Genomic DNA, 21,020 nt, shown 5'->3' with positions numbered 1-21,020 from the left:
TTTTATGTGGGAGCGAGCCTGCTCGCGAATGTGTTGGGCCAGCCAATATAAACCCGGCTGACCCAACGCTTCGCGAGCAGGCTCGCTCCCACAGTGCCCAAGTGTTTACAGCGGCATTGTGTAATGCAGTGCGTAGCTTTCCACACCGTCATTGGCCGATTTGATGCCAGCGTTGGAATAGTGAGTGGCACGGATGCCGACCTCATGCCCGCCATTGAAGCGCAGGCCCAAACCGATGCGATCTTCAAACTGGAACGCTGTGCCGAGCTTGTTGCTTTCGATTTCAGTGTTTTCAAACAGCGCAACACCGATACCCGCCTCGATGTAAGGCTTCACGTTCTGACCGGCAAACTCGTACACCAGGACTGGCGAGAACGACAGGCTGTGGTTGCTCGAAGTTTCGTCCCCCTCCCAGTACGTATAGGCACCGCTCCAATAACCGGTCAGGCGACCCACGTCGCTCTGCAGCCAGCTCTTATCCCAGTCGAATTGCATGCCCAGGCGATAGGTCATGGTCGAGTCGCCGGTCTGGCCGACCCCGAACTCCACGCCCGCAGCCTGTGCGGTGTATGTGTGCCCCAGCAACGCAGCCGCAAATGCGGCAAAGCAGAATAAACGCTTCATTAGAAACATCCTTTTCCGACAGCCTTAGTTAGTTTTTCTTACAAACAGACACAGCTATAGAAATCCACGCTAAATCAGAAGTTCAGCTCGATTCACATATTTTTCACGTTTTTTTACAGGACGAAGCTTCGCACAATGCCAGACGAATTCCATAGCATCGGTAGGATTTTTCTTAAATGTATCGGATCAGCGCTACTCCAGAATTGAGTTTCGCTGGCAGGCCCGTCCGCCAATAGCGCCCGCTCCGCCAGCAGCCGCTGAAGTTGCCGGGCCACGGCGGCACCCGTGTCGATCAGGCTGATAGAGGCCGGAACCATCTGTTTGAGCAGCGGTTTGAGGAATGGATAGTGGGTACAGCCGAGGATCAGCGTGTCGCAGCCAGCCGCTAGCAATGGGCTGACGTAGCCTTGCAGCAACTGGTGCAAGGCCGGGCTGTGCAGGTCGCCCGCCTCGATCAATTCCACCAGCCCCGGACAAGGCTGGGTGATCACGCGGACATCCGTGGCGAAGCGGTCGAGCAACGCGGCAAATTTGGCGCTCTGCAAGGTGCCTGTTGTCGCCAGCACACCGACAATGCCGCTTCGGGTAGCGGCGGCGGCCGGCTTGACCGCCGGCTCCATACCGACGATGGGCCAGTCGGGGTAGTCGCGACGCAGGTCACTCACCCCGGCGACTGTCGCCGTATTGCAGGCCACCACCAGCGCCTTGGCGCCCTCGCGCCGAAAAAAATCGGCTATGACCGCGCAACGCTGCCGAATGAACTCCGGACTTTTTTCACCATAGGGAATATGCCCGCAGTCGCCAACGTACAGCAGCGACTCATTGGGCAACAGCCGACGGATTTCCCCCAGCACCGACAGCCCGCCGACACCCGAGTCGAACACACCGACCGGCGCTTCACGCATGCCGGTTACCGCAGACACTGCAGCCAGGATCGCGTTTGACGCGTAATTCACGAAAGCGCGTGCCCAAAGCATCGATCAGCAGCAGGCGCCCCACCAGCGGCTCACCGAAACCCGCCAGCAACTTCAAGGCTTCGAGCGCCTGGAGACTGCCCACCAAACCCACCAGCGGCCCAAGCACACCGGCTTCGCTGCAGGTCAGCTCGGCTTCGCTGCCGTGCCCGTAAAGACAGTGATAGCAAGGGCTTTCGGGGCGACGCGGGTCGAATACTGACAGCTGCCCTTCCAGGCGAATCGCCGCGCCGCTGACCAGTGGCTTGGTAGCGGCGACACACGCCGCGTTTACGGCCTCGCGGGTGGCGAAGTTGTCGGAACAGTCGAGCACCACATCCACCGCCGCCACCGCGCCGGCCAGGGAGTCTTCATCCATGGCGGCCGAATGGGAAACCAGGCGAACCTCGGGATTGATGGCGGCCAGGCGACGCACCGCCGAATCGACCTTGGTGAGGCCGACGCTATCGGTGTCGTGAATAATCTGTCGCTGAAGGTTGGTCAGGTCCACCGTATCGAAATCCGCCAGGTGCAACTCGCCGACCCCAGCGGCGGCCAGGTATAACGCTACCGGTGCACCCAGGCCACCCAGGCCGATGATCAATACGCGGCCCTGCTTGAGGCGCAGTTGCCCATCGATGTCGATGTGCTGCAACAGAATCTGGCGACTGTAGCGCAGCAGCTCTTGATCATTCAGCACGGCAGGCGTCCCAGGCTGATACGTTCGTGATTACCCAGATCCTTGCGACTGTGGACCTCGGCGAACCCTTGCTCTTGCAACAGTCCAAGCACCGCCTCGGCCTGGTCGTAACCGTGCTCCAGCATCAGCCAGCCACCCGCCCCGAGATGATCCGGGGCCTGGGCGATGATCGCACGCAAGTCGTCGAGACCGTCCGGCCCCGCCACCAGTGCACTGGCCGGCTCGAAACGCACATCGCCCTCGGCCAGGTGCGGATCGCTGGCGGCGATATAAGGAGGGTTACTGATGATCAGGTCGAAACGCTCGCCTTCCAAGGCGCTGAACCAATGGCTGCTCAGCACCGTGGCATTACGCAGGCCCAGGCGCTGGCGATTGCGTTCGGCCAGGGCCACGGCTTCCAGCACCCGGTCGACCGCCGTGACTTTCCAGGCCGGGCGCTCGCTGGCCAGCGCCAGGGCAATCGCGCCGCTGCCGGTGCCAAGGTCGAGGACCCGGGCGGGTATGGCTGGCAGCAATGCCAGTGCGGTCTCGACCAACAGTTCAGTGTCGGGTCGCGGGATCAGTGTATGGGGCGCGACTTCCAGGTCGAGCTTCCAGAAGCCTTGCTGGCCGAGAATATAGGCCACCGGTTCGCCGGAGCGACGGCGACGCAAGTATTCGGAAAACAACAGCGCCGCCTCGCTCGGCACGATTCGCTCGGGCCAGGTGTGCAGGAAGCTACGGGACTTGCCCAGGGCGGCGGCCAGCAATAGCTCGGCGTCGAGCCGTGGGGTGGGCGAATCCGGCAATTCGGCGGCGCGAAGCAAACTGGCGATGATGGTCATGGGTTTACCTCTGCTTACTCGCCAATCGCGGCCAGCTGGTCGGCCTGGTATTCAGCGAGCAAGGGCTCGATGACCGCGTCGACACCACCGGCAAGAATTTCGTCGAGGGAATACAGGGTCAGGTTGACACGGTGGTCGGTAACCCGGCCTTGGGCAAAGTTGTAGGTACGGATCCGCTCGGAACGGTCGCCCGAGCCCACCAGTAACTTGCGCTCACTGGCGATGGCGTTGGCGGCGGCGCTGGTCTGCTGGTCGTTGAGCTTGGCCGACAACCAGGCCATCGCCCGCGCGCGGTTCTTGTGTTGGGAGCGCTCTTCCTGGCATTCCACCACGATGCCCGACGGCAAGTGAGTGATGCGGATAGCCGAGTCGGTCTTGTTCACGTGCTGGCCGCCCGCGCCGGAGGAACGGTAGGTGTCGACCCGCAAGTCCGCCGGGTTGATCTCGATGGCTTCCTGTTCGTCCGGCTCGGGCAATACCGCCACGGTACAGGCGGACGTATGGATCCGCCCTTGGGATTCGGTGGCCGGCACGCGTTGTACGCGGTGGGCGCCGGACTCGAACTTCAACTTGCCATAGACGTTATCGCCCTCGACCCGGGCGATAACTTCTTTATAACCGCCGTGTTCGCCTTCGTTTTCCGAGAGAATCTCGACCCGCCAGCCGCGACGCTCGGCGTAGCGCGAATACATGCGGAACAGGTCGCCGGAAAAAATCGCCGCCTCGTCGCCGCCGGTGCCGGCACGGATTTCGAGGAACACGTTGCGCCCGTCGTTCGGGTCCTTGGGCAGCAACATGCGCTGCAGGTTGCTCTCCAGCTCGACCAGTTGCTCCTTGGCTTCGCGAACTTCTTCCACGGCCATCTCGCGCAGGTCCGGATCGCTGTCCTTGAGCAGCGCCTGGGCGCCCTCGAGGTCGCTTTGCACCTTGAGCAACTGCTTGTAGGTCGCAACGATCGGCTCGACTTCCGCGTACTCCTTGGAGTAGCTGCGGAATTTGTTCTGGTCGGAAATGACTTCACCATCGCCCAGCAAGGCGGTCAGTTCCTCGAAACGGTCCTGGAGAATATCCAGCTTATTGAGCAGTGACGCTTTCATTGCGGTTTCTTATCCGATAAGCCATCCGGTGAAGCTTCACCGAGGGCGAAAAGTTCCTGGGCCATGGCCAGCGCATCGAGGCGGCCTTCGGCGGTCAGCTTCTTGAGCTGGACGCTGGGCGCGTGAAGCAGTTTATTGGTCAGGCCACGCGCCAGTTGCACCAGCACCTCTTCGGCGCTGCCGCCGTTGGCCAGCAGGCGCTGGGCCTTTTGCAGTTCTTCGTCGCGCAGCCGCTCGCTTTGCTGACGATATGCCTTGAGCACATCCACCGCCGCCAGCTCACGCAGGCGCACCATGAAGTCCTCGGCGCCGACGGTGATCATTTCCTCCGCCGCCTGGGCCGCGCCCTGACGGCTCTTGAGGTTCTCGGCGACGACCTCGTGCAGGTCATCGACACTGTAGAGGTAAACGTCGTCGAGTTCGCCAACTTCCGGCTCGATGTCGCGGGGAACGGCGATATCGACCATGAAGATCGGCTTGTGCTTGCGCAGCTTCAGGGCACTTTCCACCGCGCCCTTGCCCAGGATCGGCAATTGACTGGCGGTGGAGCTGATGACGATGTCGCTGTGCACCAGCTCGGCGGGGATATCCGAGAGCAACACCGCATGGGCGCCGAACTGCTCGGCCAAGGTGCTGGCGCGCTCCAGGGTGCGGTTGGCAACCACGATGCGCTTCACGCCGAGGTCGTGCAGGTGGCGGGCGACCAGGGTGATAGTCTCGCCGGCGCCGATCAGCAGCGCCTGGCTGCGTTGCAAGTCACTGAAAATCTGTTTCGCCAGGCTGACGGCGGCAAACGCCACAGAAACCGGGTTTTCGCCAATGGCGGTGTCGGTGCGTACTTGCTTGGCGGCATTGAAGGTGGCCTGGAACAGACGCCCCAGCAACGGGCCAACCGTTCCGGCTTCGCGGGCCACGGCGTAAGCCGATTTCATCTGGCCGAGAATCTGCGGTTCGCCCAGCACCAGCGAATCGAGCCCGGAGGCGACGCGCATCATGTGACGAACTGCCGCATCATCCTCATGCACATAGGCACTGGCACGCAGCTCTTCAAGGCTCAGATCGTGGTATTGGGCCAGCCAGCGCAGCACCAAATCGGCCGAAACGTGATCCTGCTCTATATAAAGCTCGCTGCGATTGCAGGTGGAAAGAATCGCCGCTTCCCGGCTGTCGGTGAGTCGGCAGAGCTGCTGCAGGGCCTCCACCAGCTGCTCAGGCGTAAAGGCCACGCGCTCGCGGACGTCTACTGAAGCAGTCTTGTGGTTGATACCAAGTGCAAGGAAGGCCATTCAAGGTCGCTGATGGTGACGTGAAGCCGGCAATTGTCCTACTTCGTCAGATTCAGAACAACCACCACCGACTATTGTCACAATTACCTGTGCCTATGAGGCATCCACCGAGACTCGGTTATGTTTGGCCGATGGCTTGTGTCATGATGATCCGACCGCAGGTTAGTCGCCCTCTTCCTATATGAATAGATCTTTTGCGTTGCTCCTCGCTTTTGCCTTCCTCGGCGGCTGCCAGTCCGTGGCTCCCGTCTCGACGGACGGTACGCCACCGGTCGAAGACAGCACCCCGGCCCCCGAAAAGCCCAAGGTCTACGGATCGTTCAGCGAAGAAACCGTCTTCAGCCTGTTGAGCGCCGAACTGGCCGGCCAGCGCAATCGCTTCGATATTGCCCTGGACAACTACGTGACCCAGGCCATCAATACCCAGGATCCGGGCATCTCCGAGCGGGCCTTTCGCATTGCCGAATACCTGGGGGCCGACCAGCCCGCGCTGGATACGGCGCTGATCTGGGCCAGGAACGCCCCGGACGATCTCGAAGCGCAACGCGCCGCCGCCGTGCAACTGGCGCGCGCCGGCCGTTACGACGATTCCATGATGTACATGGAGAAAGTCCTGCTGGGCAAGGGCGATACCCATTTCGACTTCCTCGCGCTGTCTGCGGCCGACACCGACCAGGAGACCCGCGACGGCTTGATGAAGAGTTTCGACCGCCTGCTGCAGCGTCATCCGAACAACGGGCAGCTGATTTTCGGCAAGGCCTTGCTATTGCAACAGAACGGCGACTCCCAGGGCGCCCTCACGCTACTGGAGGACAACCCGCCGGAACCCGGCGAAGTGGCGCCGATCCTGTTGCGCGCCCGCCTCTTGCAAAGCATGAATCGCGGCGATGAAGCCCTGCCGCTGATGGAAAAAAGCATCAAGAAATACCCGGACGACAAACGCCTGCGCCTCACCTATGCGCGCATGCTGGTGGAAAACAACCGCATGGACGACGCCAAGGTCGAGTTCTCCAGCCTGGTCCAGCAATACCCTGAAGACGACGACCTGCGCTATTCGCTGGCGCTGGTCTGCCTGGAAGCCAAGGCCTGGGAAGAAGCCAAGGGTTACCTGGAAGACCTGATCGCCCGCGAGAGCCACGTCGATTCGGCCCACCTGAACCTGGGGCGCATCGCCGAAGAACGCAACGACCCCGAAAGCGCGCTGATCGAGTACGCCCAGGTCGGCCCGGGCAACGACTACCTGCCCGCGCAGTTGCGCCAGGCCGACATCCTGATCGGCAACGGCCGGGCGGCCGAGGCCCAGAGTCGCCTGGCCATCCAGCGCGACACCCAGCCGGACTACGGCATCCAGCTCTACCTGATCGAGGCCGAGACCCTGGCGGCCAACAACCAGAGCGACAAAGCCTGGGCCGTGCTGCAACAAGCCTTGAAGCAATACCCGGACGACCTGAACCTGCTGTACACCCGCGCCATGCTGGCGGAAAAACGCAATGACCTGGCCCAGATGGAAAAGGACCTGCGTCTGATCATCCAGCGTGACCCCGACAACGCCATGGCCCTCAACGCCCTCGGCTACACCTTGTCGGATCGCACCACCCGCTACGATGAAGCCAAGGTGCTGATCGAGAAAGCCCATCAGATCAATCCGGAAGACCCTGCCGTGCTCGACAGCCTTGGCTGGGTGAACTTCCGGCTGGGCAATCTCGACGAAGCCGAACGCCTGCTGCGCCAAGCCCTGGAGCGCTTTCCCGATCAGGAAGTCGCCGCTCACCTGGGGGAAGTCCTGTGGGCCAACGGCAAACAGCGCGAAGCCCGGCAGATCTGGAGCAAATTCCTCAAGGAACAGCCCGACAGCCCGATTCTGCGCAGCACCATCAAACGCCTGACCGGATCAGAGACTCTTTAAGCCATGTTTTTGCGCCACTTCATTGTCTTCAGCTTCATCGCCCTGCTCGCCGGTTGCGCGGGCTTCGGCGCCCGTGAATCCGTCCAGGGCCAAGGCAACCAGGCCCAGTGGCGCGTGCACAAGGAACAACTGAGCGGCCTCGACGGCTGGCAGATCGACGGCAAGATCGGCATTCGCGCGCCAAAAGACTCAGGCAGCGGCACCTTGTTCTGGCTGCAACGCCAGGATTACTACGACATTCGCCTTTCCGGCCCGCTGGGTCGTGGCGCGGCACGGTTGACCGGTCGGCCGGGCCAGGTTTCGCTGGAAGTCGCCAACCAGGGACGCTACGAGGCGCCCAGCCCCGAGGCGCTGCTGGAAGAACAACTGGGTTGGAAACTGCCGGTATCGCACCTCACCTGGTGGGTTCGCGGTCTTCCAGCACCGGACAGCAAGAGCCGCCTGACCCTGGATGCCGATAGCCGCCTGGCCAACCTGGAGCAGGACGACTGGCAGATCGAATACCTCAGTTATGCGCAGCAGAACGGTTACTGGTTGCCCGAGCGCATCAAGCTGCACGGCAGCAACCTCGACGTCACGCTGGTCATCAAGCAATGGCAGCCGCGCAAGCTGGGGCAATGACATGAGCGCAACACGCCTGACGCTGCCCTCCCCGGCCAAGCTCAACCTGATGCTGCATATCCTCGGCCGGCGTCCGGACGGTTACCACGAATTGCAGACGATTTTTCAGTTCCTCGACTACGGCGACGAGATCACCTTTGCCGTACGCGATGACGGCGTCATCCATCTTCACACCGAATTCGACGGCGTACCCCATGACAGCAACCTGATCGTCAAGGCCGCGAAAAAACTCCAGGAGCAATCCGGTTCTTCGTTGGGCATCGACATCTGGATCGAAAAAATCCTGCCCATGGGCGGCGGCATCGGTGGCGGCAGTTCGAATGCGGCGACGACTCTGCTGGGCCTCAACCATTTGTGGCAGCTTGGCTGGGACCTGGATCGCCTGGCAGCGCTGGGCCTGACACTGGGCGCCGACGTGCCGGTTTTCGTGCATGGCCACGCGGCTTTTGCCGAGGGCGTTGGGGAAAAACTCACGCCCGTGGAACCCGAAGAACCCTGGTATCTGGTACTGGTGCCGCAAGTATCTGTAAGTACAGCAGAAATTTTTTCAGATCCGCTGTTGACACGTAACTCGGAGCCCATTAAAGTGCGCCCCGTTCCCAAGGGAAACAGTCGAAATGACTGCTTACCGGTGGTAGCAAGGCGTTATCCAGATGTTCGTAACGCTTTGAATTTGTTAGGTAAATTTACCGAAGCAAAACTCACCGGAACTGGAAGTTGTGTGTTTGGGGGCTTCCCAAGCAAAGCTGAAGCTGATAAAGTCTCGGCCCTTCTGACAGAGACCCTTACAGGGTTTGTAGCAAAGGGAAGCAACGTTTCGATGTTGCATCGCAAGCTGCAAAGTCTGCTCTAAAAGGAATCGAGTGCTGGGCACTCGCAGCAACAGATACAGGGGCGTCGCCAAGCGGTAAGGCAGCAGGTTTTGATCCTGCCATGCGTTGGTTCGAATCCAGCCGCCCCTGCCATTTTCCTATACTCATCCAGGTATACCCTCAGCCTTCAGGTACTGCGCGTGTCCAAGATGATGGTCTTTACGGGGAACGCTAACCCCGATCTGGCTCGGCGTGTAGTACGTCAGCTGCATATCCCTCTCGGTGACATTTCTGTCGGTAAGTTCTCCGACGGCGAAATCACTGCCGAGATCAATGAAAACGTTCGCGGTAAAGACGTCTTCATTATTCAGCCGACTTGCGCTCCGACCAACGATAACCTGATGGAACTCGTCGTGATGGCTGATGCCTTCCGCCGCTCCTCGGCTACTCGTATTACTGCTGTTATTCCCTACTTTGGTTATGCCCGTCAGGATCGCCGTCCGCGTTCCGCACGTGTGGCTATCAGCGCGAAAGTCGTCGCCGATATGCTCACCGTGGTCGGCATCGATCGTGTACTCACGGTCGATCTGCATGCTGACCAGATCCAGGGCTTCTTCGATATTCCCGTGGACAACATCTACGGCTCCCCGGTCCTGGTGGATGACATTGAAGATCAGCGCTTCGAAAACCTGATGATCGTGTCCCCGGATATCGGCGGCGTCGTGCGTGCACGGGCTGTTGCCAAATCCCTCGGCGTGGATCTGGGCATCATCGACAAACGCCGTGAGAAAGCCAATCACTCCGAAGTGATGCACATCATCGGCGACGTCGAAGGGCGTACCTGTATTCTGGTCGATGACATGGTCGATACCGCCGGCACCCTGTGCCACGCGGCCAAGGCCCTGAAAGAGCATGGCGCGGCCAAGGTCTTTGCCTATTGCACACACCCTGTGCTGTCGGGTCGAGCGATCGAAAACATTGAAAATTCCGTGCTGGACGAGCTGGTGGTTACCAATACCATCCCGCTGTCCGCTGCTGCACAAGCCTGTGCGCGTATCCGTCAGTTGGATATCGCACCGGTAGTTGCCGAGGCGGTTCGCCGCATCAGCAATGAAGAATCGATCAGTGCGATGTTCCGTTAAGGGCCCTGCCCTTTCCAGGATGTCTCGTTGACGAAAAGCGCCCCGCCCCGGCATCACCTGTCGGGGCGGGGCTTTTTTGCCCATACCGTGCCTGGCGCTGGTCGCAAACGCCACTCGGTCATGGCTATTTTGGAGATACAACATGAACGATTTTACTCTGAATGCTGAAGTGCGTTCCGACCTGGGGAAAGGTGCGAGCCGCCGCCTGCGTCGTCTCGCAAGCCTGGTTCCAGCTGTAGTCTACGGTGGCGACAAAGCCCCTGAGTCCATCAGCATGCTGGCCAAAGAAGTTGCCAAACTGCTCGAAAACGAAGCGGCCTACAGCCACATCATCGAGCTGAACGTTGGTGGCACCAAGCAAAACGTCGTGATCAAAGCCCTGCAGCGTCACCCGGCCAAAGGCCACGTGATGCACGCTGACTTCGTCCGCGTTGTTGCCGGTCAGAAGCTGACTGCTGTTGTTCCAGTGCACTTCATCAACGAAGCTGCTCCGGTCAAGAAAGGCGGCGAGATCTCGCACGTGACTTCCGAGCTGGAAGTTTCCTGCCTGCCGAAAGACCTGCCTGAATTCATCGAAGTCGACCTGGCTGACGCCGAAATCGGCACGATCATTCACCTGTCCGACCTCAAGGCTCCTAAAGGCGTTGAGTTTGTTGCCCTGGCTCACGGTGATGACAAGGCTGTTGCCAACGTCCACGCTCCACGTGTTGCTCCAGAAGCTACTGAAGAAGGCGCTGCAGAGTAATTTCACTCTGTCGCCGGGGTGACCGGAAACATCGCGGACTGGAACGTAGCGAGACAACGGGCAAGAACGCGAAGTTTACTTAACGGTAGATCCGCAATTTTCGTTCGTTGTCGCCACACACTTGACCGCGACATGTTATCCACACTCCAGGAAGGGCCCCTATCGTGACTGCCATCAAACTGATCGTTGGCCTGGGAAATCCAGGCGCTGAATACGAACAGACCCGGCATAACGCAGGGGCCCTTTTTGTTGAGCGCATTGCGCACGCCCAAGGCGTCAGCCTGGCTGCCGATCGCAAATATTTCGGCCTGACCGGGCGCTTCTCGCATCAGGGTCAGGATGTTCGCCTGTTGATTCCCACCACCTACATGAACCGCAGCGGCCAGGCCGTGGCGGCATTGGCCGGTTTCTTTCGCATCAAGCCTGAAGAAATCCTGGTGGCCCACGACGAACTCGATCTGCCTCCGGGCGTTGCCAAGCTCAAGCAGGGCGGCGGCCATGGCGGTCACAACGGGTTGCGCGACATCATCGCGCAACTGGGCAATCAGAATACGTTCTATCGCCTGCGGCTCGGCATCGGCCACCCGGGCGTTGCCAGTATGGTTTCAAACTTTGTCCTGGGTCGTGCGCCTCGCGCCGAACAGGAAAAACTCGATGCCAGCATCGATTTTGCCCTCGGCGTGCTGCCGGATATCCTCGCCGGTGAATGGAACCGTGCGATGAAAAACCTGCACAGCCAGAAGGCTTGACACTTATCCGAGGGGAAACACCATGGGATTCAATTGCGGCATCGTCGGCCTGCCTAACGTCGGCAAGTCCACCCTGTTCAACGCCCTGACCAAATCCGGGATCGCGGCCGAGAACTTCCCCTTCTGCACCATCGAGCCGAACAGCGGCATCGTGCCGATGCCCGACCCGCGCCTGGAAGCCCTCGCAGCCATCGTCAACCCCAAGCGCATCCTGCCGACCACCATGGAATTCGTCGATATCGCCGGCCTGGTGGCGGGCGCCTCGAAAGGTGAAGGCCTGGGCAACAAGTTCCTGGCGAACATCCGTGAAACCGATGCAATCGCCCATGTGGTGCGCTGCTTTGAAGACGAAAACGTGATTCACGTTTCCAACAGCGTCGACCCGAAACGCGACATCGAAATCATCGACCTGGAACTGATTTTTGCCGACCTCGACAGCTGCGAAAAACAACTGCAGAAAGTCGCTCGCAACGCCAAGGGCGGCGACAAGGACGCAGTAGTCCAGAAGGGCTTGCTTGAGCAATTGATCGCCCACTTCACTGAAGGCAAACCTGCCCGCAGCCTGATGAAGAACATGAGCACCGATGAAAAACTGGTGATCAAGGGCTTCCACTTGCTGACCACCAAGCCGGTCATGTACATCGCCAACGTCGCTGAAGACGGTTTCGAGAACAACCCGCATCTGGACGTGGTCAAGGCCATCGCCGAAGAAGAAGGCGCCATGGTCGTTCCGGTCTGCAACAAGATCGAAGCGGAAATCGCCGAGCTGGACGACGGTGAAGAGAAAGACATGTTCCTCGAGGCCCTGGGCCTGGAAGAGCCTGGCCTGAACCGCGTGATCCGCGCCGGCTACGAAATGCTTCACCTGCAGACCTACTTCACCGCCGGTGTCGAAGAAGTCCGCGCCTGGACCGTACGTGTTGGCGCTACCGCCCCGCAAGCTGCCGGCGTGATCCACACCGACTTCGAAAAAGGCTTCATCCGCGCCGAAGTCATCGCCTACTCGGATTTCATCCAGTACAAGGGGGAGGCCGGTGCCAAGGAAGCCGGCAAATGGCGTCTGGAAGGCAAGGAGTACATCGTCAAGGACGGCGACGTGATGCACTTCCGCTTCAACGTCTGAAATGAGAAAACACCGCGAGGCAGCGACTGCCTGCCACGCGGTGTTTTTGTGTGGACGTCAGCCCAACAAATGCCACTGATCGACGTCTGGCGCTACCCCAACCAGCCCTAACTCGGCATCGGGAGCAACAGACGCAGCAAAGACCATGTTGTCGTCGCCAAGACTTTCCCGCCAATCCCCGACAAGCGCAATCTGGAACCAGTGCCCCTGTGCATCGGCCTGCGTATCCTTCAGATAAGTGCGGTTCAATTCCTCGTTATAAGCCATCTTCAGCGTGCCGTCCGTGCCGTCTCCAAGGCCGGTATAGCCCAAGGCCGATACATCAATCCGATCGTCAACCGTAAAGCCTTCGATCAGGTCGGCAAAGCTCTGGCTGTCGGTGCGATAGCTGTCTTCGATGGAGAGATAGCGGAACAGGTCGGCGTTTTCACGGTTATCCGTCCACAACGAAATGTCGGCCCTGTCGCCGCCGTTCAGACGGTCGGCGCCCTTCCCGCCGATGATGACATCCGCTCCAGCGCCGCCGTTGATACGGTCGTTGCCGTCCAGGCCCTGGATGACTTCCGACAAGGCAGAACCGCTGATCGTATCGCTGGCCGACGTTCCTTCAATGATGGGCGCGCTGAGCACCAGATTGGTGCTGTTCAGTTGCCCTACCAGATTGCCGTCCAGGGACAGTTCAAAGCGTTGCCCGGCGGCATCGGCGTCGTAGCTCTTGAGGTAGGTGCGGGTGCCGTCCGCGCTGGCCTGGATGGCCAAGGTGCCGTCATGGCCGTCGCCAATCCCGGTGAAGCCCAGGCCAATCAGGTCGATGCGGTCCTGCGAGACATCGAAGTCCCGGACCCGGTCGCTGTTGTTCAGTGCAGCCGTGCGGAAGCTGTCGCTCAGTTCGGTAAAGCGGAAGATGTCCGCGCCAGCGCCACCTTGCAGAACGTCACGCCCGCCGTTGCCCTGGAGCACATCGTCTCCGGCCAGGCCGTGGATGATTTCGGCGGCATCAGTACCCCGCAGGATTTCCTCACCGGCGTAGCCATCTACATGGAGCTTGCCATCCTGGCTGCCGAAACTGCTGTCCAGACTGCCATCGGTGTTGAAGCGGATGACACTGAAGTCTCCATTGCTTGTGCCGGCGGCCAGGATCCTGCCGTCTGCCTGCACCGTCAAAGCCACCGGCGTGTCGGCCTCGAAGGTCACCCTGCCATTATTGCCGAATTGGGTGTCGAAGGACCCGTCAGCGTTAAGCCGCGCGATGGTGGCCAAGGTATCGCCTTGAGCATGGCCCATGACAATGATCTTGCCATCAGCCTGCACAGTGACGGTCGAGTCTTCGCCAAAACCCAGCGCGGCGCTCAAGTGCAGGACACCGTTGTCACCGAAACGAGTGTCCAATTGACCGTCGGGGTTGTAGCGCTGTAATGCGAACGTCGGATCACCCGCCCCGGCGGCATTGTAGGCAGCCCCGACCACGACACCTCCATCGGCCTGCACTGCAGTAGAGATTGCTCCGTTGAAATACGGGTCTTCGGCAATGTTGACGGTCAGCACGCCCGCGTTGCCGAAGCCGTCGACGAAGGTTCCGTCATTGCCGATCTTGGTGATAGAGGCCTGGTCAAACCCGCGCGCGCTGACCTGGAAGGTGCCATCCGTGTTGGCCGTCAGGTCGATGTCCTTGAAGTCGTGGCTGATGGCGACCGTCACGGCGCCGTTCTGACCAAAGGCTGCATCACGTGTCCCATCGCTGTTGAAGCGTTCCACCTGTATGCCGGTGTTCAGCGCGACAGCGACAAGGACCTTGCCATCGGCCTGCACCGCCGTCAGCTCGTAGCGGGACGACGGGGCGATTGTGGCAGGAACAATGTCGACGCCGCCCTCATGGAAGCCGGTATCCAGGCTGCCATCGGCGTTCAGGCGAACAACCGAATGGTTCTGTTCGTAGCCGTAGCTTTCCTCGCCTGGCGCGCCGGGGTAACCCCATGCCAGGTATTCGGTATAACCTCCAATCAGTATCTTGCCGTCCGGCTGGATAATGATGCTCTGGTTGTCATCGGACTGGCCGGTGAGGTCGACCTGGACAGTGCCCGGGCCCGTTCTCACGATATGGGAACTGGTCCCCGCGCTATCGGTAGTTGCCATGGTTTAATCCTTTAAGTGGGTGCTGGATTCGTCACTCTAGTAAAGCGATCAGGGTTTGCACGCCGCCCGACCATGAGCAAGACCAGTGGTTTTGGTGGCCACTGGCCTCGTCGGAGCTGATCGAGATGATTGCTTTTTTACGGAGATATCCACGAGCGGCAAGTTCACTTGCGACTGGAGGAAGACGACCAAAGGAGGCTGATCTGGCGTCGGGGAGTGCTGGTGACCGGCATCATCGACTGGCTCCCGCGAATCGAGCGAACCAACGATACAGTCAGGTGAAGTTGATTCGTGTATTCGAACTATGCGACTGCTACGGATCGGTGGCGACGGATGGCTTTCAGCGAGCCGACCAGCGTGAAGAACAGCCCCATTGCCCCCAGCATCACAGGCGTCCCCCACAGGGCGCCTCGATCAACGATGAGGGGGTTGTCGGCCGGCTGCTCGGGCAAGTAATACACTCGCACCGGCTGCCCCGGCTCATAGCCGAAGATGAAGCCACCCTGGGGGTAGGAAATTTTTTCACCTTTGCCGGTAGTGAACGCGATTTCAGGGTGAGAACCACCGGCATTCAACCGACTGACGATGCCATCGGCGATCTGCGCTCGGGCGAGAAATTCGTGGCGTTCGAGGATGAGAACAACGGTGCCGCCCAACAAAACAATGCCAATCAGGGCGAAGAGCAGGCCCAGCAGTGTTTGTCCAAGGCGTGAAGGGGCGTGTCCAGCCATAGCTTGTCCAGTATCCGTCCATGATAGAAGGCGCTCAGAGTAACAAAGAAGCCTCACCGTCCGCATCCGTGCCAGATTATCGCGAGTGTCTGAGGACCGTAGCGAGGCCGCTTGCTCAACTCGCCACGGTCAGAAATGAATATCAGGAAGGAGCATTGCGCCCGCCTCAGGCCTTTTTGGTCCTCGGCAGGAAAATCGCCAGCACCCCGAGCAACGGCAGGAACGAGCACAACCAGTACACATATTCGATGCCACGAATGTCAGCCAGATGCCCCAGCAGCGCGGCACCAATCCCGCCAAAACCGAACATCAGGCCGAAGAACACGCCGGCAATCATCCCGACATTGCCCGGCACCAGTTCCTGGGCATACACCACGATGGCGGAGAACGCCGAGGCCAGGATGAAGCCGATCACCACGCTGAGGATGCTGGTCCACAACAGATCAACGTGGGGCAGGATCAGCGTGAATGGCGCCACGCCGAGGATCGAGAACCAGATCACCGCCTTGCGTCCGATCCGGTCACCGATCGGTCCGCCAAAAAACGTCCCGGCCGCTACCGCGCCAAGAAACAGGAACAGGTGCAATTGGGACGAGGCCACCGACAGGTCGAATTTCTCGATCAGGTAGAAGGTGAAGTAGCTGGTGAAACTGGCCATGTAGAAATACTTGGAAAACACCAGCAACCCCAGCACCACCAAGGCGCTCAAGACCCGGCCCCTGGATAAGCCGTGGGTCGCCGCCTGGCCTTGCTTGAGCTTGAACAGGTTCAGGTGATTGGCGTACCAGCGGCTGATGCGGTACAGCACGAACAAGGCGAACAGCGCGAACAAGCCAAACCAGGCCACGTTGCCCTGCCCATAGGGAATGATGATCGCCGCCGCCAGCAACGGCCCGAAGGCGGAGCCGGCGTTCCCGCCCACCTGAAACGTCGATTGCGCCAAACCGTAGCGGCCGCCGGAGGCCAGACGTGCCACGCGCGATGCCTCGGGGTGGAACGTCGAGGAGCCGATGCCGATCAGTGCGGCCGCCAGCAGGATCAAGGCAAAACTGCCGACCATCGACATCATCACGATGCCAACCAGGGTACAGATCGTACCCGCTGGCAGAAGCCAGGGCTTGGGGTGCCGATCAGTGTGATAACCCACCCAGGGCTGTAGCAGCGAGGCCGTGAGCTGGAAGGTCAGCGTGATCAGGCCGACCTGGGTAAACGTCAGGCCGTAGCTTTCCTTGAGCATCGGATAGATTGACGGCAGCACGGCCTGGATCAGGTCATTGATCAGATGGGCCAGCGCCACCGCACCAATGATGCGCATGACCAACGGGCTGCTTTGAGGCGTGGCGGCTGGCGACGTCGTGTCGGCCTGGGTATTGCTGATAGCCATGGGGGTTTCCATACGGCGGATGGGTGCACACGGGCAGGTGCGTCAATGTGCCATTTTTCGGTGCGGCAAGGCTATCCCCTTAGCTTGCTATCTACCTATAAAAAATAGTCGCCGAACAAGGTGATAGCGCAACGCCATGGTCTGAATCTTGCCTTGTTTATGCTCTACGACGCGGCTCCTTACAAAGGGGACCGAGAATGGGAAGTTTCGCTACAGAGCAGGCCCACAGAGCCAGCCTGGACAAACTTTCGAGGCCTTTTAAAAGGGCACCTGTTTCGACACGCGTGTCGAAATGCACAAAAACAGTGCAAAAGGTGTTCAGGGGAGTATGGGCATGCAGGCTTTTCTATCACCGGGCATCCGGTTGCTGGGGCATTTTGGTTTCGCCCGTAAATTCCAATTGTTGTTCCTGTTGTTCATCCTGCCGCTCATGGGCAGCCTGTGGCTGATCGGCCAGGATTACCGGGACAAGCTCAACCTGATTTCCGGAGAGCGTGCCGGAGTCCGTCAGCTGCTGGCGCTGGACAACCTGGACAACCTGCTCGCCGCCCAACGCAATCGCGCGGCGCGCTGGCGGGCAACGGAAACCAACCGCCAACCGACCCCGGCGACACTGGCCGCCATGGCCGCGTTCGAGGCCGTGCAACCGGCGCTCAACCAGGCCGCCAGCGACCTTGGCGCGACCCTGCAAGCCGAAGGCGCGGAGGCCGACACGCTCGCCCGCTATCAGACATTGCAAACCAGCCTCAACGGCCTGGATTCCAAAAGCCTCGGCACCGTCGGTTGGTGGCCGGACGGCTATGATCGTTTCACCGCGGCCCTCGGCGCGCTGCAAGCGTTGCGTGAACAGATCGTCATGGACAATCGCCTGACGCTCGCCTCCTGGCTGGAAACCTATCTGCTGACCCAGATCTCGACCCAGCAGACACCCGACCTGATCGAACGTGTCGGCCGCCTGGCCAGCGTTGGCCAGGCCTCGGTGGTGTCAGGCCAGTTCACTTTGCAGAGCCGCCTGCAACTGCGCGACTTGCGCAGCCGCATCGGCGATGCCCGGGACCAGTTGGTCAAGACCGGTGCGCTGCTGGAAACGCGCCTGCCCAGCGAGCTGCAAACCTGGGCCGGCCAGTTCCAGGGCAGCCTGAAAAACCTCGACGGCGGTTTGAAAATCCTCGATGACGGCGTGTTCGGCGGCGCCATCAATCTCAAGCCGGAAGGCTTCGAGAAACAGATGGATGCCCTCCTCCTCGATCTGGCGACCCTGCGCCAACAATCGTTGATCGCGCTGGATACCCGGCTGGAGCATTATCACAGCTCGGCGATCCGCCAATTCACCTTGGTGGCCACCGTGCTGGGCTGCCTGCTGCTGGCCGCGCTGTACCTGTTCATCTGCCTGCAGACTTCGATCCGGCGCAGCGCCAGCGGCATCACCGTGCTGGCCGAAGCCCTGCGTGACGGGAACCTGAGCGTGCAAGTGCCGGTGCAGGGCCGCGACGAACTGGCGGCGATCAGCACCGCTCTCAACGTCGCCGTGGTGCAATTGCGCAACAGCCTGCTGGGCGTCGACCACGAGACCCTGCAACTGAGCGATGCCGTGCGCACCCTCAATACCCACTCCAGCGGGGCGCTGGGCGAGGTCGAGGCACAACAGATACAGATCAGCCAGATCGCCGCCGCCGCGACGCAACTGGCGGCGACGTCCCAAGGCGTCGCGAGAAGTTGTGAACAGGCCTCCGACAGCGCCCAACAGACCCGCCAGATCGCCGCCGACAGCAGTCGCGACAGTCAGCGCACCACGGCGAGCATCCAGCAACTCAACCAGCGTCTCAACGAAACCGCGGCGGCGCTGGGCCGGGTCAGCGAGCAGGGCCAGCAGATCCAGTTGGTGGTCGACACCATTCGTGGCGTGGCCGAGCAGACCAACCTGCTGGCGCTCAACGCCGCCATCGAGGCCGCCCGCGCCGGCGAACAAGGCCGCGGGTTTGCCGTGGTTGCCGATGAAGTGCGCAGCCTGTCGCAGCGCACCCAGTCGTCGACGCAGCAGATTGCCGGCACCGTCGACAGCCTGCGCGCCACGGTCAACGAGGCCGTCAGCCTGATGGAAGCCGCCTGCGGCCAAGCCCAGACCGACGCCCAGGCCGTCACCGGGCTAGGCGAACGGCTGGGCGAAATTGCCAGCGCCGTGCAAAGTGTCACCGATACCCTGGCACAAATCGCCACCGCGGTTGACGAACAGGCCAGCACCGCCGACGAAGTCAGTGGCAATATCCAACAGGTCGATCAGGCCGCCATGCGCTTGCTGGAAGGTGCCCGCGCCGTGAACCTGGCGGCGGACACATTGAGCCAAGGCAGCCAGGCCTTGAGCGCGAACACGGGGAGATTTCAACTCGGCTGACGCACGTTGCCGGCGAGGGCGGATAAGCGGTTGAAAGCGCAGAGAAATATTTTTGATTCACGCTTGACACATCTTCGTTACCAGCGAATAATGCGCGCCACTTGGCTACATAGCTCAGTTGGTTAGAGCATAGCATTCATAATGCTGGGGTCCGGGGTTCAAGTCCCTGTGTAGCCACCAAGTCCTGTTCAAAGATGTTCTCGAGTATCTTTGAACAACAAGAAGCCCGCCTAGTGCGGGCTTTCTTGTTTCTGGCTGTATCTCCTTCTCCCCTCCTTCGTATATCCCTCCAGGTTGCAGTGCGGTTATGCAGTTTCCTGGAAATCCATCTCCGGTGGCTGGCGCTGGAAGCCGCCCGTCAGCACCGCCAGGTACACCACGCCGATCGCCAGCCAACTCAGGCCCAGATAGATCGCCAGGTGATCGAGGCTGACCATCAGCCAGACATCCGCAGCCAATCCTATGAACGGGAACAGCAGGAACAATACGAATTCACGCGGGCCCTTCTTCTCTGCACCGATCCAGTAGTGAAAGATCACTGACAGGTTCACCAGGCTGAACGCCAGGAATGCGCCGAAATTGATGAATGAGGTGGAGGTGGTGACGTCCAGTTTCAGCGCCAGCAACGCGACCACGGCGCACAACAGGATGCTGTTGATCGGCGTCCCGAAGCGCTGATGCAAGGTGCCGAAGAAGGATTTTGGCAGCACACCGTCACGGCCCATGGCGAACAACAGGCGCGAGCCGCTGGCCTGAGCCGACAGCCCCGACGCGAACTGGCCAACGATCAGGCCGATCAGGAAGATCGACACGAACAGGTCGCCACCGATATTGCGGGCAATTTCATAGGCCGCCGCATCGACGCTGTCGAACTGGACCGACGGATGCGCGACCTGCACGAAATACGACACGCTGACGAAGATCAATCCGCCGATCAGGGTGATCAGCATGATCGCGCGCGGAATGGTCCGGCGCGGGTCGCGGGTTTCTTCGGTCAAGGTGCTGACCGCGTCGAACCCGAGGAATGAATAACAGGCGATGGCTGCGCCGCTCATGATCAGCGGCATCTGCATGTCGCCGTTGAAGAACGGCTTGACCGACCACAACGGTGTGCTCGCGTCACCGCCGATGTAATGAACGCACAGCGCAACGAAGGCGATCAGTACCAGGAACTGCACCAGCATCAATAACGCATTGATACCGTTGGCCAGTTTCAGACCGACGATATTGATCGCACTGGTTATGCCGATGAACAGCAGCACCCAGATCCACTGCGGCACCGCCGGGAATGCGGAGTGGAGGTAGGCCGCGCCGATCAGCCAGATCGCCATGGGCAGGAACAGATAATCGAGCAGCACTGCCCAACCGGCGATGAACCCGAGTTTCGGGCTGATCGCCTTGCGCACGTAGCTGTAGGCCGAACCGGCGACGGGGAACGCTGCGGCCATGCGGCCGTAGCTCATCGCGGTGAAAAACATCGCCACCAATGCCGCGAGGTAAGCGGCGGGGACCATGCCGGCGGTGGATTGAGCGAGGATGCCGAAGGTGCCGAGGACAATGATCGGTGTCATATAAGCGATGCCGAACAGCACCACCGACCCCAATGACAGGGTGCGTTGTAAACGAGCCATGAGCGACTACTCCGAATTATTGGATTTATGGCAGAGCCGAGTTCGGCGCAAGTTTTCGGGTGTTACGTTGTTGTTCTGGTTTTTTTCAACAAAGAGCTGTTGCTGCTCAGGGCCCCTTCGCGGGCGGGCCCGCTCCCACAGTTGATCTCGGGCGTTCACCCATCCAG

At 60.4% G+C, this 21,020-nt stretch carries 18 protein-coding genes and 2 tRNA genes; 10 read left to right on the top strand and 10 right to left on the bottom strand.

Translation table 11 applies throughout. The features are described 5' to 3' along the window. Positions 1-105 precede the first annotated feature (105 nt). From ACE04F_RS09100 to hemA, 6 genes are all read right to left on the bottom strand, one after another. Positions 106-624, bottom strand: coding sequence for an acyloxyacyl hydrolase (locus tag ACE04F_RS09100; protein ID WP_486106032.1), 519 nt, complete (start codon positions 622-624; stop codon positions 106-108). A gap of 113 nt (positions 625-737) precedes the next feature. Next, positions 738-1,529, bottom strand: a complete 792-nt coding sequence (gene murI / locus ACE04F_RS09095; protein ID WP_486106031.1) for a glutamate racemase — start codon at positions 1,527-1,529, stop codon at positions 738-740. After that, positions 1,522-2,277, bottom strand: a complete 756-nt coding sequence (locus ACE04F_RS09090) for a molybdopterin-synthase adenylyltransferase MoeB (protein WP_486106029.1) — start codon at positions 2,275-2,277, stop codon at positions 1,522-1,524. The genes murI and ACE04F_RS09090 overlap by 8 nt, the downstream gene beginning before the upstream one ends. Then, positions 2,271-3,101 (bottom strand): peptide chain release factor N(5)-glutamine methyltransferase, encoded by an 831-nt coding sequence (gene prmC / locus ACE04F_RS09085; RefSeq protein WP_486106027.1) that lies wholly within the window; start codon positions 3,099-3,101, stop codon positions 2,271-2,273. Before prmC ends, ACE04F_RS09090 begins: the two co-directional genes overlap by 7 nt. Positions 3,102-3,115: 14 nt before the next feature. Further along, entirely contained in the window at positions 3,116-4,198 is a 1,083-nt protein-coding gene (gene prfA, locus ACE04F_RS09080) for a peptide chain release factor 1 (protein ID WP_486106025.1), read from the bottom strand. Next, positions 4,195-5,484 carry a glutamyl-tRNA reductase gene (gene hemA, locus ACE04F_RS09075; protein ID WP_486106023.1) on the bottom strand — a complete coding sequence of 430 codons (1,290 nt, stop codon included), beginning with the start codon at positions 5,482-5,484 and terminating at the stop codon, positions 4,195-4,197. The genes prfA and hemA overlap by 4 nt, the downstream gene beginning before the upstream one ends. Before the next feature lie 181 nt (positions 5,485-5,665). Between hemA and ACE04F_RS09070 the strand changes: the two genes are divergently transcribed. The 8 genes from ACE04F_RS09070 (at position 5,666) to ychF (ending at position 12,582) form a co-directional block, all read left to right on the top strand. Continuing rightward, positions 5,666-7,390, top strand: a complete 1,725-nt coding sequence (locus tag ACE04F_RS09070) for a tetratricopeptide repeat protein (RefSeq protein ID WP_486106021.1) — start codon at positions 5,666-5,668, stop codon at positions 7,388-7,390. A gap of 3 nt (positions 7,391-7,393) precedes the next feature. Beyond that, complete coding sequence (lolB, locus tag ACE04F_RS09065; protein WP_486106019.1) at positions 7,394-8,011, top strand: lipoprotein insertase outer membrane protein LolB; 618 nt, start codon at positions 7,394-7,396, stop codon at positions 8,009-8,011. 1 nt (position 8,012) lies between these two features. After that, complete coding sequence (gene ispE, locus ACE04F_RS09060) at positions 8,013-8,864, top strand: 4-(cytidine 5'-diphospho)-2-C-methyl-D-erythritol kinase (RefSeq protein WP_486106017.1); 852 nt, start codon at positions 8,013-8,015, stop codon at positions 8,862-8,864. Positions 8,865-8,901: 37 nt separating this feature from the next. Then, positions 8,902-8,976: transfer RNA gene (locus ACE04F_RS09055), tRNA-Gln, on the top strand. 47 nt (positions 8,977-9,023) lie between these two features. Next, on the top strand, positions 9,024-9,965 hold the full coding sequence (locus tag ACE04F_RS09050; protein ID WP_003171603.1) for a ribose-phosphate pyrophosphokinase: 942 nt from the start codon (positions 9,024-9,026) through the stop codon (positions 9,963-9,965). A 142-nt stretch (positions 9,966-10,107) separates the two neighbouring features. Continuing rightward, entirely contained in the window at positions 10,108-10,710 is a 603-nt protein-coding gene (locus ACE04F_RS09045) for a 50S ribosomal protein L25/general stress protein Ctc (RefSeq protein ID WP_186612429.1), read from the top strand. A gap of 164 nt (positions 10,711-10,874) precedes the next feature. Then, positions 10,875-11,459, top strand: coding sequence for an aminoacyl-tRNA hydrolase (gene pth, locus ACE04F_RS09040; RefSeq protein WP_047735973.1), 585 nt, complete (start codon positions 10,875-10,877; stop codon positions 11,457-11,459). A gap of 22 nt (positions 11,460-11,481) precedes the next feature. Continuing rightward, complete coding sequence (gene ychF / locus ACE04F_RS09035; protein ID WP_060740647.1) at positions 11,482-12,582, top strand: redox-regulated ATPase YchF; 1,101 nt, start codon at positions 11,482-11,484, stop codon at positions 12,580-12,582. Positions 12,583-12,639: 57 nt separating this feature from the next. On the opposite strand, the gene ACE04F_RS09030 is transcribed toward ychF, so the two are convergent. From ACE04F_RS09030 to ACE04F_RS09020, 3 genes are all read right to left on the bottom strand, one after another. Further along, positions 12,640-14,715 carry a calcium-binding protein gene (locus tag ACE04F_RS09030; RefSeq protein WP_486106014.1) on the bottom strand — a complete coding sequence of 692 codons (2,076 nt, stop codon included), beginning with the start codon at positions 14,713-14,715 and terminating at the stop codon, positions 12,640-12,642. Positions 14,716-15,017: 302 nt separating this feature from the next. Then, positions 15,018-15,446: a DUF3592 domain-containing protein gene (locus ACE04F_RS09025; protein ID WP_486106012.1), complete on the bottom strand. Its 429-nt coding sequence runs from the start codon at positions 15,444-15,446 to the stop codon at positions 15,018-15,020. Between the two features lie 166 nt (positions 15,447-15,612). Further along, the gene (locus tag ACE04F_RS09020; RefSeq protein WP_486106010.1) at positions 15,613-16,830 is read right to left on the bottom strand and encodes an MFS transporter; all 1,218 of its coding nucleotides are present in this window, start codon (positions 16,828-16,830) and stop codon (positions 15,613-15,615) included. Positions 16,831-17,164: 334 nt separating this feature from the next. Here ACE04F_RS09020 and ACE04F_RS09015 point away from each other — a divergent pair, with 334 nt between their 5' ends. Beyond that, a complete protein-coding gene (locus tag ACE04F_RS09015) occupies positions 17,165-19,222 on the top strand; it encodes a methyl-accepting chemotaxis protein (protein ID WP_434571833.1) in 2,058 nt (685 codons plus the stop codon). Positions 19,223-19,325: 103 nt separating this feature from the next. Beyond that, a tRNA-Met gene (locus ACE04F_RS09010) sits at positions 19,326-19,402 on the top strand. Between the two features lie 125 nt (positions 19,403-19,527). Here ACE04F_RS09010 and ACE04F_RS09005 read toward each other — a convergent pair. Further along, on the bottom strand, positions 19,528-20,853 hold the full coding sequence (locus ACE04F_RS09005; RefSeq protein ID WP_486106007.1) for an APC family permease: 1,326 nt from the start codon (positions 20,851-20,853) through the stop codon (positions 19,528-19,530). Between the last annotated feature and the right edge of the window lie 167 nt (positions 20,854-21,020).

This window comes from Pseudomonas sp. AGC41 (genome assembly GCF_057334555.1).
This window is presented reverse-complemented; position numbering and strand designations above follow the sequence as displayed.

Excerpts from the sequence above, each read along its gene's own strand:
- ACE04F_RS09100 (WP_486106032.1), bottom strand. The coding sequence starts at position 624 with ATGAAGCGTTTATTCTGCTTTGCCGCATTTGCGGCTGCGTTGCTGGGG.
- murI (WP_486106031.1), bottom strand. The coding sequence starts at position 1,529 with ATGCGTGAAGCGCCGGTCGGTGTGTTCGACTCGGGTGTCGGCGGGCTG.
- prmC (WP_486106027.1), bottom strand. The coding sequence starts at position 3,101 with ATGACCATCATCGCCAGTTTGCTTCGCGCCGCCGAATTGCCGGATTCG.
- prfA (WP_486106025.1), bottom strand. The coding sequence starts at position 4,198 with ATGAAAGCGTCACTGCTCAATAAGCTGGATATTCTCCAGGACCGTTTC.
- hemA (WP_486106023.1), bottom strand. The coding sequence starts at position 5,484 with ATGGCCTTCCTTGCACTTGGTATCAACCACAAGACTGCTTCAGTAGAC.
- ACE04F_RS09070 (WP_486106021.1), top strand. The coding sequence starts at position 5,666 with ATGAATAGATCTTTTGCGTTGCTCCTCGCTTTTGCCTTCCTCGGCGGC.
- lolB (WP_486106019.1), top strand. The coding sequence starts at position 7,394 with ATGTTTTTGCGCCACTTCATTGTCTTCAGCTTCATCGCCCTGCTCGCC.
- ispE (WP_486106017.1), top strand. The coding sequence starts at position 8,013 with ATGAGCGCAACACGCCTGACGCTGCCCTCCCCGGCCAAGCTCAACCTG.
- ACE04F_RS09045 (WP_186612429.1), top strand. The coding sequence starts at position 10,108 with ATGAACGATTTTACTCTGAATGCTGAAGTGCGTTCCGACCTGGGGAAA.
- ychF (WP_060740647.1), top strand. The coding sequence starts at position 11,482 with ATGGGATTCAATTGCGGCATCGTCGGCCTGCCTAACGTCGGCAAGTCC.
- ACE04F_RS09030 (WP_486106014.1), bottom strand. The coding sequence starts at position 14,715 with ATGGCAACTACCGATAGCGCGGGGACCAGTTCCCATATCGTGAGAACG.
- ACE04F_RS09025 (WP_486106012.1), bottom strand. The coding sequence starts at position 15,446 with ATGGCTGGACACGCCCCTTCACGCCTTGGACAAACACTGCTGGGCCTG.
- ACE04F_RS09020 (WP_486106010.1), bottom strand. The coding sequence starts at position 16,830 with ATGGCTATCAGCAATACCCAGGCCGACACGACGTCGCCAGCCGCCACG.
- ACE04F_RS09015 (WP_434571833.1), top strand. The coding sequence starts at position 17,165 with ATGCAGGCTTTTCTATCACCGGGCATCCGGTTGCTGGGGCATTTTGGT.
- ACE04F_RS09005 (WP_486106007.1), bottom strand. The coding sequence starts at position 20,853 with ATGGCTCGTTTACAACGCACCCTGTCATTGGGGTCGGTGGTGCTGTTC.